This window comes from Rheinheimera marina, from assembly GCF_042654345.1.
Lineage (GTDB): Bacteria > Pseudomonadota > Gammaproteobacteria > Enterobacterales > Alteromonadaceae > Pararheinheimera > Pararheinheimera marina.
In genome coordinates this window covers 210,168-224,455 of the sequence record NZ_JBHSGB010000010.1, presented here as the reverse complement: position 1 = coordinate 224,455, position 14,288 = coordinate 210,168, and the positions used below count along the sequence as shown (strand labels likewise).

At 51.9% G+C, this 14,288-nt stretch carries 16 protein-coding genes; 2 read left to right on the top strand and 14 right to left on the bottom strand.

The features are described from left to right. Positions 1–34 precede the first annotated feature (34 nt). Both dusA and ACFO3I_RS10700 read right to left on the bottom strand, forming a co-directional pair. Positions 35–1,018, bottom strand: coding sequence for a tRNA dihydrouridine(20/20a) synthase DusA (gene dusA, locus ACFO3I_RS10705; RefSeq protein WP_377333979.1), 984 nt, complete (start codon positions 1,016–1,018; stop codon positions 35–37). An 82-nt stretch (positions 1,019–1,100) separates the two neighbouring features. Next, positions 1,101–1,958 (bottom strand): glycosyltransferase family 32 protein, encoded by an 858-nt coding sequence (locus ACFO3I_RS10700; protein ID WP_377333978.1) that lies wholly within the window; start codon positions 1,956–1,958, stop codon positions 1,101–1,103. A gap of 116 nt (positions 1,959–2,074) precedes the next feature. Here ACFO3I_RS10700 and ACFO3I_RS10695 point away from each other — a divergent pair, with 116 nt between their 5' ends. Further along, entirely contained in the window at positions 2,075–2,524 is a 450-nt protein-coding gene (locus tag ACFO3I_RS10695) for a transcriptional repressor (RefSeq protein ID WP_377333977.1), read from the top strand. A 177-nt stretch (positions 2,525–2,701) separates the two neighbouring features. Then, positions 2,702–3,166, top strand: a complete 465-nt coding sequence (locus ACFO3I_RS10690; RefSeq protein WP_377333976.1) for a chemotaxis protein CheX — start codon at positions 2,702–2,704, stop codon at positions 3,164–3,166. Between the two features lie 78 nt (positions 3,167–3,244). Here ACFO3I_RS10690 and alr read toward each other — a convergent pair whose 3' ends face one another. The 12 genes from alr to ACFO3I_RS10630 all read right to left on the bottom strand — a co-directional run bounded on the left by alr (position 3,245) and on the right by ACFO3I_RS10630 (position 14,223). Further along, the gene (gene alr, locus ACFO3I_RS10685) at positions 3,245–4,318 is read right to left on the bottom strand and encodes an alanine racemase (protein WP_377333975.1); all 1,074 of its coding nucleotides are present in this window, start codon (positions 4,316–4,318) and stop codon (positions 3,245–3,247) included. Then, positions 4,318–5,706, bottom strand: a complete 1,389-nt coding sequence (gene dnaB / locus ACFO3I_RS10680; RefSeq protein WP_377333974.1) for a replicative DNA helicase — start codon at positions 5,704–5,706, stop codon at positions 4,318–4,320. Before dnaB ends, alr begins: the two co-directional genes overlap by 1 nt. Before the next feature lie 150 nt (positions 5,707–5,856). Next, complete coding sequence (gene rplI, locus ACFO3I_RS10675) at positions 5,857–6,309, bottom strand: 50S ribosomal protein L9 (protein WP_377333973.1); 453 nt, start codon at positions 6,307–6,309, stop codon at positions 5,857–5,859. Between the two features lie 32 nt (positions 6,310–6,341). Next, positions 6,342–6,569 carry a 30S ribosomal protein S18 gene (gene rpsR / locus ACFO3I_RS10670; RefSeq protein WP_031568572.1) on the bottom strand — a complete coding sequence of 76 codons (228 nt, stop codon included), beginning with the start codon at positions 6,567–6,569 and terminating at the stop codon, positions 6,342–6,344. Positions 6,570–6,579: 10 nt separating this feature from the next. Further along, positions 6,580–6,885 carry a primosomal replication protein N gene (priB, locus tag ACFO3I_RS10665; protein WP_377333972.1) on the bottom strand — a complete coding sequence of 102 codons (306 nt, stop codon included), beginning with the start codon at positions 6,883–6,885 and terminating at the stop codon, positions 6,580–6,582. A 4-nt stretch (positions 6,886–6,889) separates the two neighbouring features. After that, complete coding sequence (rpsF, locus tag ACFO3I_RS10660) at positions 6,890–7,267, bottom strand: 30S ribosomal protein S6 (RefSeq protein ID WP_337842303.1); 378 nt, start codon at positions 7,265–7,267, stop codon at positions 6,890–6,892. 173 nt (positions 7,268–7,440) lie between these two features. After that, positions 7,441–8,184 carry a 23S rRNA (guanosine(2251)-2'-O)-methyltransferase RlmB gene (gene rlmB, locus ACFO3I_RS10655; RefSeq protein ID WP_377333971.1) on the bottom strand — a complete coding sequence of 248 codons (744 nt, stop codon included), beginning with the start codon at positions 8,182–8,184 and terminating at the stop codon, positions 7,441–7,443. Positions 8,185–8,287: 103 nt separating this feature from the next. Continuing rightward, positions 8,288–10,642 carry a ribonuclease R gene (gene rnr / locus ACFO3I_RS10650; RefSeq protein ID WP_377333970.1) on the bottom strand — a complete coding sequence of 785 codons (2,355 nt, stop codon included), beginning with the start codon at positions 10,640–10,642 and terminating at the stop codon, positions 8,288–8,290. Between the two features lie 57 nt (positions 10,643–10,699). Further along, positions 10,700–11,311: a tetratricopeptide repeat protein gene (locus ACFO3I_RS10645; protein WP_377333969.1), complete on the bottom strand. Its 612-nt coding sequence runs from the start codon at positions 11,309–11,311 to the stop codon at positions 10,700–10,702. A 129-nt stretch (positions 11,312–11,440) separates the two neighbouring features. Further along, positions 11,441–12,739: an adenylosuccinate synthase gene (locus ACFO3I_RS10640; protein WP_377333968.1), complete on the bottom strand. Its 1,299-nt coding sequence runs from the start codon at positions 12,737–12,739 to the stop codon at positions 11,441–11,443. Between the two features lie 133 nt (positions 12,740–12,872). Next, a complete protein-coding gene (locus ACFO3I_RS10635) occupies positions 12,873–13,061 on the bottom strand; it encodes a DUF2065 family protein (RefSeq protein ID WP_377333967.1) in 189 nt (62 codons plus the stop codon). Continuing rightward, positions 13,054–14,223: an aminotransferase class V-fold PLP-dependent enzyme gene (locus ACFO3I_RS10630; RefSeq protein WP_377333966.1), complete on the bottom strand. Its 1,170-nt coding sequence runs from the start codon at positions 14,221–14,223 to the stop codon at positions 13,054–13,056. Before ACFO3I_RS10630 ends, ACFO3I_RS10635 begins: the two co-directional genes overlap by 8 nt. Between the last annotated feature and the right edge of the window lie 65 nt (positions 14,224–14,288).

The window sequence follows — 14,288 nt, the reverse complement described above, 5'->3', positions numbered from 1 at the left end:
CATAAAAAAAGTGGTGAAATTCACCACTTTTTAGTTATCTGTTCGGCACTTTGGCCAAAGCATCCAGCAACACTTGCGGTCCGCTCTCTGACAAGTGGCCCACTTCACTTAAATGACGGCGCCATAAGCGGGCACCTGGTACGCCCTGAAACAGGCCCAACATATGCCGGGCAATGTGCCAGAACCGCGCACCTTGCGCCATTTGCCGCTCGATATAAGGGATCATCAGCTCTACGACTTCATGTGGTGATGGAATAGCCCGACTGTCTTGATAAACCGCATGGTCAATTTCTGCCAGCAATAACGGGTTGGTGTAAACCTCACGCCCTACCATCACCCCATCTACATGTTGCAAATGAGTCAGACAGTCGTCTACCGTTTTTACACCGCCATTAATACTGATATCCAGCTGCGGAAAGTCCTGCTTTAACTGGTACACACGCGGGTAATCCAGTGGTGGAATTTCGCGGTTTTCTTTCGGGCTTAACCCGCTAAGCCAGGCTTTACGGGCATGCACAATAAACTGCTGACAACCGGCTTCACTGATGGTACCGATAAAGTCGACCAGAAACTGGTAACTGTCGAGCTCGTCAATGCCAATCCGGCTTTTCACCGTGACCGGAATATCCACCACATCCGACATGGCTTTCACGCAGTCGGCAACCAGCTGCGGTTTCGCCATCAGGCAGGCGCCAAACATACCGTTCTGAACCCGGTCTGACGGACAACCAACATTGATATTAATGGCGTCATAGCCACGCTGCTCCGACAATTTGGCACAACGCGCCATATCCGCCGGGTCGGATCCACCCAATTGCACCACCAACGGGTGCTCTTCTTCGTTGAAACCCAGGTAATCTCCCTGGCCATAAATAATGGCACCTGTGGTCACCATCTCGGTATAGAGCACAGCATGCTGCGACAACAGCCGGTGAAAATAACGGCAATGTTTGTCTGTCCAGTCCAGCATGGGTGCAACGGAGAAACGGTGGGAAATGGGCTTTGGTGTATTGGTCATCAGTCGGCTCGTATCATTCACTATCACTGCGGCCCCGATGGGGACAGCAGGGCGGCGATTCTAGCCGATTTTCACAAAAGTTTCAGCTGTGCTGACTAGCCAGCAATAGACTGTAGCGCTTAAACAATCGCCAGCAGGCCACCAGATGCTCCCCGTGCAGTAACGGCAGCTGACCGGATCTGACTTTGTTCCGCTTCAATAACGCCAGGCTGTATCCAGTCATACTGAACAGCGGCTTGCGCTCGTATTCCGGAAACCAGGAGCCATTGAAGTGGTGAATAGCATAGTTTGGCAAGCCAGCTTCCGGAGTGCAGAAGTAATGGCTGGGGTAAATGACGGCGCCTGGTTCCAGCTGCGTCGGGTTCGCGCCCTGATAAGGTGGCTGCAGGCCAAACTTTTGAGCAAAGTGTTGGGCAATCAAGCCGGTATTGGGCGTTAAATCAAAAGAGCCGTCGCTGCGGATAAATGAACGCTGTTGGTACATAGCCAGCATATCGCTGATCATTGAATGCCCTGCTTCAGCGCCCATCAAGGCGGTAAGCGGCGCGTAGCGGTTTTTAAAGCGCTCATAGCCTGTAACAAACTGGTGTTGACGGAATGGCTCCAGATCGCCGGTCAGTTCCAGGTCGGTATCCAGGTAAAAACCACCCTGAGTCGCCAGGGCATAGAGGCGCAGGTAGTCGGAAACAAAGGCCCACTTATTGGCGGCAAAAGCCTGACGGGCATACTGGTTGTCAGTCTGGTGAAATTTTTCGTTATTCCATTCAACCAACTGGTAGTCCGGGGCATAACGCCGCCAGCTGGCAATGCAGCGCTCGACCAATTCAGGCTTTTCGCCGTCACCTACCCAGACATAATGAATAATCTTTGGAATAGCCATAATTCGCTCCTTTGCATCATCGCTATGGTATAAAACTGCCGTGCGGCCAGGAGTGAACATTGTTTACTTGATGTGATGAAGTGTTACTGAACAGTGCCGCTGCAACCCACAGCAGCAGGGCTCTGGCATCAGCAGTCATCTGTGTTACACTGCCACAGGTTTTTATGGAGTCTGTTATGTCGATTGAGTCTCTCGTCAGCCGGGCCCGCCATATCTGTGAAGTGAATGGCGCCCGTTTTACCAGCATTCGCGAAAAGGTGTTCCGTTTGTTGGCAGGCACTCATGGTGGTATTGGTGCCTATGAATTGCTGGATCAGCTCAAATTAACAGAACCTGCCGCCAAACCGGCGACCATCTACCGGGCACTGGACTTTCTGACCGAACAAGGCTTTATCCATAAGATTGAATCCAGCAATGCGTTTTTGCTGTGTCATCATTTTGAAGAGCATCACCCGGCGCAATTATTGATCTGCGATCGCTGTAACCATGTGGAAGAATTGCACTCCACACCACTGCAGCAAGAGTTCCATCGGCTGGCGTCTGAAAAAGGCTTTTTAATTCAACGGCAAACTATAGAAGCCCATGGTATTTGCCAACTTTGCCTGAAAAAAGAGGCAAACGGCTGAATATGCTTGACGCTGCTTGGCGTCAGTCGTTATTTTAGTGAACAGTATCGTATTTTTTTGTAAACTGACGCGAAAAATTTCATACCAAAACAATAAGCTAGACTTGAGTTCTGATTGAGACAGACCTAACCTTTCTGAGAAGCCAGAGACAAGTCCGGTTCTGAACAGGCAAATTACATGAATGTTGAGTATGTAAACCCATTTCTTTCTTCGCTGGTCAATGTGCTGGCGACTATGGCCAGTACCAAGATTGTTCCAGGTCAGCCTCGCCTGAAAAAAGACGAAGTGGCCCGCGGTGAAGTGTCTGGTTTAATAGGTATGATTGGCCCCACCACCAAAGGCTCATTTTCAGTGACGTTCGAAGAGTCGCTGGCACTTGAGATTATGGCCAGAATGTTGGGGGAGCGCCCTGCAGCCATTAATGAAGAAGTGACCGACATGGTGGGCGAAATTACCAATATGGTGACTGGCGGCGCCAAGCGTATTCTGGGTGAAAAAGGCCACGAATTTAATATGGCTACGCCTGTGGTGGTGTCTGGTAAAGGCCATACCATTACCCATAAAACCACAGGTGCCAAAATTCTGATGCCGTTTGACTCAGACCACGGCAAAGTCTTTATTGAAGTCAGTTTTGACGAATAAATCACTCAAATAAAAAACCGGCTACTGCCGGTTTTTTTATTGCGGTATTGTCTCTGGCCAAAATGACCAAATCCGATTCTACAGGTAATGCATTTCCACCCGACTGGTGATATTGCACAGCAGCTCATACGGAATAGTCTGCACTTTGGCGGCAATTTCTTCCACCGGCAGGCCCTGCCCCCACAACACCACTTCATCACCTTGTGATATCGGATCGTCCCCAATATCTATGGTAGTCATATCCATCGAAACCCTGCCCACGATAGGGTAACGCTTACCGTTGATCAGCACTTCACAATAGTTGCCAGCGTTGCGTGGGTAACCGTCACCATACCCTATCGCCACCACGGCGAGATGGGTCGGTTTGGTTGCAGTCCAGCTGCCGCCATAGCCTACTTTATCGCCTGCCTGCACCGCGCGAATAGCAATCACACTGCTGCAAAAAGTCATCACTGGGCGTAGCTGCAGGGCCGCAGCATCGCCGTCCTCTAATGGAGAAACACCGTAAAGCGCCAGACCAGGCCGCACCCAATTGCCATGGCTTTGCGGCCAGGCAAAAACGCCGGCTGAATTGGCCAGACACAGCTCGCCATCCAGTCCTTCTGTGGAGTTGAAAAACTGCTGCATTTGCTGGGCTGTCGCCGGGTTTTCCAGCTCATCTGCACAGGAAAAATGCGTCATCAAGCGCATAGGTTTGATCACATTCGGGCTTTGCTTTAACTGCTGGTAGGCATCGGCAAATTCATCCGGTAACAGCCCCAGGCGGTGCATACCCGAATCCAGCTTCAACCAGACTTGCACCGGCGCATCCAGCTGAGCCTGTAAAATGGCATCCACCTGGGAAGGATGATGCACCACAATTTGCAGATTACTGGCGACCACTTGTGGCAATTCATCGGCGTGGAAAAAGCCTTCCAGCAGTACTATGGGTTTTACCACGCCGCCAGCACGCAGCAGCAAAGCCTCATCAATACGCGCCACCCCAAAAGCATTGGCGTCTTTTAAGGTCTCCGCCACCTTCAGCAAACCGTGACCATAGGCATTGGCTTTCAGGACAGCCAGAATTTTTGCAGCAGGCGCAGTGTCCCGCACCCGTTGCAGATTATGCAGTAAGGCCGCTGTATCAATGCGGGCCTGAGGACGACGACTCATTAATACTCATCCTCAAAACGCGCGGTACCTGCGTAGTTGTCAAAGCGGGAAAAACGGCCGTGGAAGGTTAGACGAATACGGCCGATCGGACCGTTACGCTGTTTACCGATAATGACTTCCGCCGTGCCTTTGTCCGGGCTGTCGTCGTGATACACCTCGTCACGGTAAATGAACATAATTAAGTCAGCATCCTGCTCGATAGAACCGGATTCACGCAAATCCGAGTTGACCGGTCGTTTATCTGCCCGTTGTTCCAATGAACGGTTCAGCTGCGACAGTGCGACTACCGGCACTTTTAACTCTTTTGCCAGCGCTTTTAATGAACGGGAGATTTCGGCAATTTCCAGGGTACGGTTGTCGGACAAACCAGGCACCGTCATCAGCTGCAGGTAGTCGACCATGATCATGCTCAAACCGCCATGTTCACGCGCAACCCGTCGGGCCCGTGAACGCACTTCGGTCGGTGTCAGGCCTGAACCATCATCGATATACATTTTGCCTTTGGCGTTTAACAGCTCAATAGCGGATGAAAGCCGGGCCCAGTCTTCATCGTCCAGCTGGCCTGTCCGCACTTTGGTCTGGTCAATTCGGCCTAGGGACGCCAGCATACGCATCATAATTTGTTCGGATGGCATCTCTAAGCTGAAGATCAGCACCGGCTTGTCGCTGGTTATCGCGGCATGCTCACAGAGGTTCATCGCAAAAGTGGTTTTACCCATGGATGGACGGGCAGCCACAATGATCAAATCCGACGGCTGCAGGCCATTGGTCATTTTGTCCAGGTCCATATAACCTGTTGAAACACCGGTAATACCGCCATTGCTGGGGTTACGGAACAGCTCGTCAATTTTGTCGATAGTTTTGGCCAGAATGTCGTGAATAGGCTCTGGCCCTTCATTGGCATTGGCGCGCTGTTCGGCAATTTTAAACACTTTGGTTTCAGCGAAATCCAGCAGCTCAGCGCTATTGCGACCTTGCGGGTCGTAACCGGCATCGGCAATATCATGCGCGACCGCGATCATATCGCGCACCACGGCCCGCTCCCGCACTATGTCGGCATAGGCCAGAATGTTAGCAGCACTTGGGGTGTTCTTGGCAATCTCCCCTAAATAGGCGAAACCACCTACGTCACTGAGCTGTTGATTGCGTTCCAAATCTTCAGAGACCGTAATCAGGTCTATCGGTTGATTGGCTTCCGCTACACGCGCCATCGCAGAGAAAATAAAGCGGTGCGAGCGCAGGTAGAAATCCTGCTCCACCACTTTTTCCGCTACTTTGTCCCAGGCGTCATTGTCCAGCATCAGACCGCCCAGCACGGACTGTTCGGCTTCAATAGAATGAGGCGGCATTTTAACCGCGGCGACTTGTTTGTCTTTTTGTTTGTCCATAGACCTGAAGTTCAGGCAAAACGCCCGATAACGAAGAGTCAGTAAAGGTGCTTAGCCTACCATAGGCAGAGGGCGGCAGCAGAGAGATTTTCTAGCGGATATTTCGAAACAGAAAAAAACAGGCCGGGTTGCCCCGGCCTGTCTTGGCAATTACGCCTCAGCAACAACAACCAGTTTGATGGTTACTGTTACTTCTGCGTGTAATTGCAGGTCGATGTCGAACTCACCAACTTCGCGCAGAGCGCCATTTGGCAGTTTAACTTCAGCTTTGCTCACTTCAACGCCAGCTGCAGTTACAGCGTCAGCGATGTCACGAGTGCCCACTGAACCGAACAGCTTGCCTTCGTCACCGGCTTTAGAAGCAACAGTTACGTCAGTCAGAGCAGCCAGCTTCTCAGCACGGGCTTGAGCAGCAGTCAGGTTAGCAGCCAGTTTGGCTTCTAACTCAGCACGGCGAGCTTCGAATTTTTCGATGTTAGCTTTGGTTGCTGGAACTGCTTTTCCTTGTGGGAATAAGAAGTTACGGGCATAACCAGATTTAACAACCACTTTGTCGCCTAAACCACCCAGGTTAGCAACTTTATCCAACAGAATAATATCCATTGTTTAATCCTCTCTGTATCGTTGAACCAGGCTTATGCGTGTGAATCGCTGTATGGCAGCAGAGCCAGGTAGCGTGCACGTTTGATAGCGCGGGCTAACTGACGCTGATACTTAGCGCTGGTACCAGTGATACGGCTAGGAACAATTTTGCCACTTTCAGTGACATAATTTTTTAAAGTAGCGGTATCTTTGTAGTCGATCTCTTGCACGCCTTCGGCAGAGAAACGGCAGAATTTACGGCGACGGAAATAACGGGCCATGAACTTTCTCCTAACTTAAAATTTCAATCTGTTGGGCATGCAGCACCAGTTTTGACTGACCGCTGCGGTTCTGATGCCGGTTTAAAAAGCCTGACACCCGAACTGTATTCCCCACTGTCAAATTGTGAGTGACTGAACTGAATGCCTGCCCTGCGCACACGACCTGTAGTCGGACATAGGTTTGGCGATTCATGCCGGCTTCCTGCTGTATGGAGCGGTGCTCCAAGACCAGATAACTGTGCGGGATACCGGCCGGACTTTCGCTGTGCTCCACCTGACGGCACAAAGTGCCTGTGAAGACTAAGCTGTTGTCCATTCAATTACTCGTCGTTTGCTACCTGCTCTTCAGAATCACGAGGAGCACGTTCACGACGTTCTTCACGTACTTTAGCCATTGGTGATGGCTCAGTCACAGCACCGTTAGTGCGCATGATCAGGTTACGTAATACCGCGTCGTTATAGCGGAAGTTAGTTTCCAGCTCATCGATCACTGCTTGTGGCGCTTCTACGTTCAGCAGAACATAGTGAGCTTTGTGCAGCTTCTCGATTGGGTAAGCCAGTTGGCGACGGCCCCAGTCTTCTAAGCGGTGAATTGAACCACCAGCTTCTTTGATCGCGCCAGTGTAACGCTCGATCATGCCTGGAACTTGTTCACTCTGATCAGGGTGAACCATAAAAACGATTTCGTAATGACGCATGGTAGCTCCTTACGGTTAATTAGCCCCGGCTGAGCTCGACCAGACTCGCATAGAGGCAAGGAACATTCTTGGGTGGTCGAAGGGGGCATATTCTAGGGAGTTTGTGCAAGCAGCACAAGGCATTGCTGTAAAAATACACGACAGCAATGCCGGATTAGCGCACAAAGCTGGAGTTAGTTGGCATTACTGCGCTGACGTACCGCTTCAAACAAGCAAATACCAGTGGCGACGGACACGTTCAGACTGGAGACAGAGCCGGCCATTGGGATTTTCATTAACGAATCACACAGCTCTTTGGTCAGGCGACGTAAACCATCCCCTTCAGCACCCATGGCAATAGCCAAAGGCCCGGTCAGACTGGTCTGGTAAATGCTGCTGTCGGTTTCACCGGCTGCACCTACCACCCAAACACCTGCGTCTTTCAGTTCACGAATAGTCCGTGCCAAGTTGGTCACTGTAATAAAAGGTACCACTTCAGCAGCACCGCAGGCCACTTTGCGTACCACAGGGGTTAGTTTGACCGAACGGTCTTTGGCCGCAACCACTGCATGCACGCCGGCGGCGTCGGCACTACGTAAAATAGCGCCGAGATTATGTGGATCAGTAATGCCATCAAGAATTAACAGCAGCGGATTGGCTTGCTGCTCAATAATCAGCGCCAGGTCTTTTTCATCGCCGCTTTGCTGCATCCGCGCCTTGGCAACTACGCCCTGATGCTGAGCGCCGTCGACTTTGTCATCCAACACCCGGCGCTGGCAGAACTGCACCGATACACCAAACTGACGGGCCAGCTGCAAAATAGGCTGCAACCGCTGGTCGTCGCGGTCCTTGAGCACAAAGAGTTCCAAAACATCTTCCGGGCTGCGCTCAAACAGGGCCTTGACGGCGTGAATACCAAACACAAATTCTGCGCTCATGATGTCCTCAGCTTTGGGCGCCTCTGCGCCTCAGAAACAACAAGGCCCGGAGCTCCGGGCCTGAAATGTCGGCAAGTTTAGCAAATTTCAGTAGTGAATGCTGTTACTTGCGTTTACGGGCAGGTTTGGCCGCTGGCTTTTTGCCTGGTCGCTTGGAAGCCGCTTTAGGCACACCGCCGGATTTTTCCGCTTTACGGGCGCCTTTTTTGCGCATCTGCGCTTTTTCTTCCTGCGGGCTTTGTGCAGCTTTTTTGCTGGCTTTGATTTTGCGGCCCGACACTTTGGCTGGCGCACCGACTACACCCAAATCAATTTTGCGTGCTTCCAGGTTCACAGCCAGTACTTTCACTTCCAGCAGGTCGCCCATCCGGTAACCGGCACCACTGTGTTCACCAATCAGCTGCTGCCGCTCCGGATCGAAACGGTAATAGTCATTTGGTAACGAAGTCACATGCACCAGGCCTTCGATATACAGGTCCACCAAGCGCACAAAGAGACCAAAGTTGGTGACCGTAGACACCACGCCTTTGAAGCTGTCGCCGACATGGTCTTGCATGTATTCACACTTGAGCCAGTCCGACACTTCCCTTGTAGCGTCATCAGCCCGACGCTCGGTCATCGAACACTGTTCGCCCAAAGGCGCAATTTGCTCGGCACTGTAACCGCGAGCACCGGTCACCTGCTGGCCTTGCCCTGCCAAAATAGCTTTGATGGCACGGTGCAGAACCAAATCCGGGTAACGACGAATAGGCGAGGTGAAATGCGCGTAGGCTTCCAGCGCCAGACCAAAATGGCCCAGATTGTCGCCCTGATACACCGCCTGCTTCATCGAGCGCAGCATGGTGGTTTCAATCAGTTCTTTATCCGGTCTGTCTTGCAGTGTCTGCAGCACTTGCATCAGTTCCAGCGGCGTGGGTTCGTTGGAGATATCTGCGGTGACGCCCAGCTCCGCCAGAAAACGCTTGAAGTTGGCAAAACGATCGCCATCCGGCCGCTCATGCACGCGGAACAGAGCATGCGCTTCATGTTTTTCAATCAGCTGTGCCGCAGCCACGTTGGCCAAAATCATACATTCTTCAATCAGCTTATGTGCTTCGTTACGGTGCACCGGCACAATCTGTTCAATCTTGCGGTGGCTGTTGAAAATAAAGCGGGTTTCGACGGTTTCAAATTCAATAGCGCCACGCTCCGCTCGCGACTTCGCCATTTGTTTGTACAGCGAATTCAGCGTCTCAATATTGGTCAGGTTGGCTTCGTACTGCTGACGCAGCTTCGGGTCGCCTTGCAAAATGGCGTGTACTTTGTTGTAGGTCAGCCGCGCCGACGAGTGCATGACTGCTTCATAAAAACGGTAACCTTCCAGTTTACCTTTGGCACTGATATGCATATCCGCGACAAAACAGAGCCGGTCAACATGCGGGTTCAGTGAGCACAAGCCATTCGACAGCTGCTCAGGCAGCATCGGCACAACATGGTCCGGGAAATACACCGAGTTGCCGCGGTCCAGCGCTTCTTTGTCCAGCGGCGTATTCGGCTGCACGTAAGCACTGACATCCGCAATAGCGACCCATAAATGCCAGCCGCCATCTTCTTTGCGCTCACAATACACGGCGTCATCAAAGTCACGGGCATCTTCACCATCAATGGTAATAAGTCCGAGCTGGGTCAAATCGACGCGGCCCACTTTGGCTGCAGCCGGCACTTCCGGGCCGTAGGCACTGACCTGTTGTTCCACCGCAGCCGAAAATACATGGGGGATTTGGTGATTACGAATAGCGATTTCGATTTCCATACCAGGCGCCATATGCTCACCCAGTACTTCAATCACTTTGCCCACGGCGTTAATGCGTTTGCTTGGACGCTGTACCACTTCGGTCAGTACCACCTGGCCATGGCGGGCGCCATTTTCATCGCCCGGCGGGATCACAATATCCTGGCCAATGCGCGGGTCGTCCGGCACCACCACACCTAAAGCGAAATCTTTAAAATAACGTCCGACCACGGGTTCAGTACGAGGCTCCAGCACCCGGACCACACGGGCTTCAATTTTATCTTTACCGGAAAACTCCGACACAGACGCCAACACCACGTCACCGTGTAATAAGCGTTTCATTTCGAACTGCGGAATAAACCAGTCGGGCCCGCCTTTTTCCATTTTCAGAAAGCCGTAGCCTTCACGGTGGCCAATCACTGTGCCTTTGTGTAAATCCAGATCATCGACCAGGCCATAACGTTTGCTTTTGTTAAACAGCAACTGGCCGTCGCGCTCCATAGCACGCAAACGCTTTTTCAGCGCAAACAATTGGTCTTCGTCGGATAATTTCAGCTCAGAGGCCAGCTCTTCAAAATAAGCCGGCTGTTGACGCTGTTTTAAATGCTCGAGAATAAATTCCCGGCTTGGGATAGGGTTTTCGTATTTTTCCTGCTCACGCGCAAGATGCGGATCATTGACCGTCATGGTATCTCTTTTTGTTTATTTCAGAGCGCAGTGTAGCAGGGGCAGGTGAAATTTTCACTACAGTGGTTTTTTCGCCCTCTCAAGCACGGCACCCGGCATTTTTTCAGCCAGCTGGGTAAGCAAGTGCGTAACCTGCGCATGTTTTTTCTCATCAGCAATGACAGTGTGGTGTAACCAGCGGTACGCTTGTTCCATATCCACCGGGCTGGCATCTCCTTCCACCAGCATCTGGCCGAAACGCAGCTGGGCATTTAAATTGCCCAGGCCTGCGGCTTCGCGCAGATAGAGGATGGCTTTCGCCCTGTCCTGCTGCACAAATTTGCCGGTGTGATAATAGCGCCCCACCTGCTCCAGCGCTTCCGGCAACCCTTGAGCCGCCGCTTGTTGCATCAGATCCCAGCCCCGCTCCACGTCTTTACGCACGCACACACCATAAGCCAGCATGTCGCCATACAGAAACTGGTAAGCCGGAACTTTCATTACATCAGAGCGGGCCTGAATGTCGTTCACCAGCTGACAATCATCAGCCTGTACCCGCTGTAAATGCCTGTTTTGTTTAATCAGGTCGAGTAATTCATCCTGAGTGTACAGCTGCACCACTTCCAGCTCTTGAGCCTGGACAGAGTGCAGGCCAAACAGCAGTGTGGCTATCAATACCAGTTTGTTCATCAGTGCCGTGGGTCCTGCTAAGGGTGATTCAGTATCTGGCAGTTTTTATACAAAATCTACGCCAATCTGACTGTCAACAAACTGGCAGGCCATGAAAAGTAAAAACGCTGCCGAAGCAGCGTTTTTTTATCAGACGTCGTACGGATGACGCAGGGTGATGGTTTCCACCCGGTCAGGTCCAGTGGACACGATGTCGATAGGCACGCCTGTGACCTGCTCCAGTCGCTGAATGTAATCGCGGGCAGCCTGAGGCAAGTCTTCCAGCTTCTGCACACCAAAGGTGGTGTCGCTCCAGCCTGGCATTTCTTCGTAAATAGGAGTGACGGCTTCGTAGCCTTCAGCAGCCATAGGTGGCACGTCTGTCACTGTGCCATCAGCCAGCTGATAGCCAGTACAGATCTTCACTGTTTCCAGGCCATCCAGTACGTCCAGCTTGGTTAAACAGAAACCAGAGATGCTGTTCAGCTGCACAGCACGTTTGACCGCAACTGCGTCAAACCAGCCACAACGGCGTTTACGGCCGGTCGTCGCGCCAAACTCGTGGCCTTTCACACCTAAGTGTTCACCAATAGCGCAATCCAGTTCTGTTGGGAACGGGCCTGAACCGACACGGGTGGTGTAGGCTTTGACAATGCCCAGCACGTAGTCGATGTAACGTGGGCCAAAACCAGCACCTGTGGCAACGCCGCCAGCCGTGGTGTTAGACGATGTCACGTATGGATAGGTACCGTGGTCGATGTCCAGCAGCGTCCCCTGGGCACCTTCAAACATGATTTCCTGACCTTCTTTGCGGGCTTTGTCCAGCAGGTCAGTTACATCCACCACCATTGGCTTCAGAATTTCAGCAATAGCCAGTGCATTGTCCAGAGTGGTCTGGTAATCCACTGCATCCACTTTATAATACTGAGTCAGCGTGAAATTATGCAGGTCCATCAGGGTTTTCAGCTTTTCAGCGAACAGCTCTGGATTGAACAGATCGCCAACACGTAAACCACGACGGGCCACTTTATCTTCATACGCAGGACCGATACCACGACCTGTAGTGCCGATTGGCTTGTCGCCACGCGCCACTTCTCGGGCTTTATCTAAGGCCACATGGAAAGGCAGGATCAGTGGGCAGGCTTCGCTCAGCACTAAACGCTGTTTTACTGGAACACCTTTTTGCTCCAGCATGCTCATTTCTTTCAGTAAAGCTTCTGGTGACAACACCACACCGTTACCGATCACACATTTGACGTTGTCGCGCAAAATGCCGGACGGAATTAAATGCAATACTGTTTTTTCACCGTTGATCACTAAGGTGTGACCGGCGTTGTGACCGCCCTGATAGCGTACGACAAAGCTGGCTTTGTCAGTTAACAGGTCAACGATTTTACCTTTACCTTCGTCACCCCATTGGGTGCCGAGCACTACTACGTTTTTGGCCATGGTTCCTACATCATGGTAAAAAATTAGGCGGGGATTCTAGCAAATTCGCATTCAAACTGCATCTGGACGTCCGAAAAAAAAGCAGAAATTTTGTTTCTGCTTTTTGATCAGTAAGTTAGCTCCGGTGTCTTTGTCACAGCAAAAAGAAGTACAACAACAAAACCCCGGCCAGCACTAAAACTCCCCCCAGTTGCTGCATGGCTGCACTGTCCTGAGCCGCTATTTTCAGCAGGTAGCGACGCCAGCGGTTGGGAAACAACAAGGGCCCAATGCCTTCCACCAGCAGCACCAGACCCAAAGCAGCCAACCAGAACTCAGACATGACGGAGCTCAGCCAGACAAGATAAATCCAGCTGCTCCGGCCTTTGGTAAAGTGCAAAGCCAAAACGCAGCCGATCACCACGGTAGTCTGTATGGATGCCGCGTTGCTTCAGCGCATCGGCCAGTGCGGCCACTTTATCTGCCGCAAAACGGAAGGTGAGGAACTGGCCTTGCACCTGCCCGTCCGGAGCCAGCAAATGCTGCCGGTTCAGCAGCGGATGTTGCAGCTGCTCCAATTGCTGCAGGAATTTCTGCTGCAGTTGCCTGATGTAAGCTTGTGTCACTTCGACCGTTAAACCTTCGCGCTGAAACAGCTCAAACACTGACAGAACCCGGTACAGCGCCGAACAATCCATTGTCGCACCGGCAAACCGCTGACCATTGCTGGCGTACTGCACTTCACCGGCTTTGGCCTGACTGAGTTCACCAAACTCAGCAAACCAGCCGGTGTAATAAGGGCGCAATAAACAACCTGCCGGTACCGCCATAAAACAGCCACCTTCGCCGCCCTGCGCATATTTGTAGCTGCCCGCCAGATAAAAAATCCGCTCAGCAATGGCCGACAAATCAGTCGGAATGGCCATAAAGCCATGGTAACCGTCCACCACAATCATGGCGTCAGTCAGTTGATCTAAACGCTGCACTAATCCGGTTAAATCAGCAATGCCGACCCCGGAGTTAAAAAACACCTGGCTGAAAAACACCAAATCGGTGTTTGCGGCGGCGACCGCTGCGCAGAGGCGCTCAGGCAGGCTGGCAAAAGGCTCACTTGGCACCCGCACCAGCTCAACCTCAGCATATTCATTCAGTCTGTTGATCTGACGGGTAAAGCTGTGAAACTCGCTGTCAGTAGTGACCACCCGCAGCGGCTGGCCGGGTTGGAAACAACTTAACAACCGCATTACAAATTCATGAGTATTGGGTGCAAACACAATTTGGCCAGGCTCAGGCAAGCGCAAAATGCGGGCGATATGCCTTTGTACTGCCGGCATTTTTTCGCCAAATACCAGCTCCCACTTATCATCCACCAGCCGGGCACTGTCGTCCCAATAGGCCAGCATGGCGTCGCGGGTGACGTCCGGCCAATAATGGTGCGAATGGCAGGCAAAATGCTGGACCCCGGGGTTGGCTTGTAAAAATCCTTGGTATAAATGCTGGTACATAACGGCCCCATAGAAAAAAGGCCGGAACACAGTGCACTGTACGCCGGCCTTTGATATCGCTGTTT

Coding starts and splice junctions, on each gene's coding strand:
- dusA (WP_377333979.1), bottom strand. CDS start 1,018: ATGACCAATACACCAAAGCCCATTTCCCACCGTTTCTCCGTTGCACCC.
- ACFO3I_RS10700 (WP_377333978.1), bottom strand. CDS start 1,958: ATGTTCACTCCTGGCCGCACGGCAGTTTTATACCATAGCGATGATGCA.
- ACFO3I_RS10695 (WP_377333977.1), top strand. CDS start 2,075: ATGTCGATTGAGTCTCTCGTCAGCCGGGCCCGCCATATCTGTGAAGTG.
- ACFO3I_RS10690 (WP_377333976.1), top strand. CDS start 2,702: ATGAATGTTGAGTATGTAAACCCATTTCTTTCTTCGCTGGTCAATGTG.
- alr (WP_377333975.1), bottom strand. CDS start 4,318: ATGAGTCGTCGTCCTCAGGCCCGCATTGATACAGCGGCCTTACTGCAT.
- dnaB (WP_377333974.1), bottom strand. CDS start 5,706: ATGGACAAACAAAAAGACAAACAAGTCGCCGCGGTTAAAATGCCGCCT.
- rplI (WP_377333973.1), bottom strand. CDS start 6,309: ATGGATATTATTCTGTTGGATAAAGTTGCTAACCTGGGTGGTTTAGGC.
- rpsR (WP_031568572.1), bottom strand. CDS start 6,569: ATGGCCCGTTATTTCCGTCGCCGTAAATTCTGCCGTTTCTCTGCCGAA.
- priB (WP_377333972.1), bottom strand. CDS start 6,885: ATGGACAACAGCTTAGTCTTCACAGGCACTTTGTGCCGTCAGGTGGAG.
- rpsF (WP_337842303.1), bottom strand. CDS start 7,267: ATGCGTCATTACGAAATCGTTTTTATGGTTCACCCTGATCAGAGTGAA.
- rlmB (WP_377333971.1), bottom strand. CDS start 8,184: ATGAGCGCAGAATTTGTGTTTGGTATTCACGCCGTCAAGGCCCTGTTT.
- rnr (WP_377333970.1), bottom strand. CDS start 10,642: ATGACGGTCAATGATCCGCATCTTGCGCGTGAGCAGGAAAAATACGAA.
- ACFO3I_RS10645 (WP_377333969.1), bottom strand. CDS start 11,311: ATGAACAAACTGGTATTGATAGCCACACTGCTGTTTGGCCTGCACTCT.
- ACFO3I_RS10640 (WP_377333968.1), bottom strand. CDS start 12,739: ATGGCCAAAAACGTAGTAGTGCTCGGCACCCAATGGGGTGACGAAGGT.
- ACFO3I_RS10635 (WP_377333967.1), bottom strand. CDS start 13,061: ATGTCTGAGTTCTGGTTGGCTGCTTTGGGTCTGGTGCTGCTGGTGGAA.
- ACFO3I_RS10630 (WP_377333966.1), bottom strand. CDS start 14,223: ATGTACCAGCATTTATACCAAGGATTTTTACAAGCCAACCCCGGGGTC.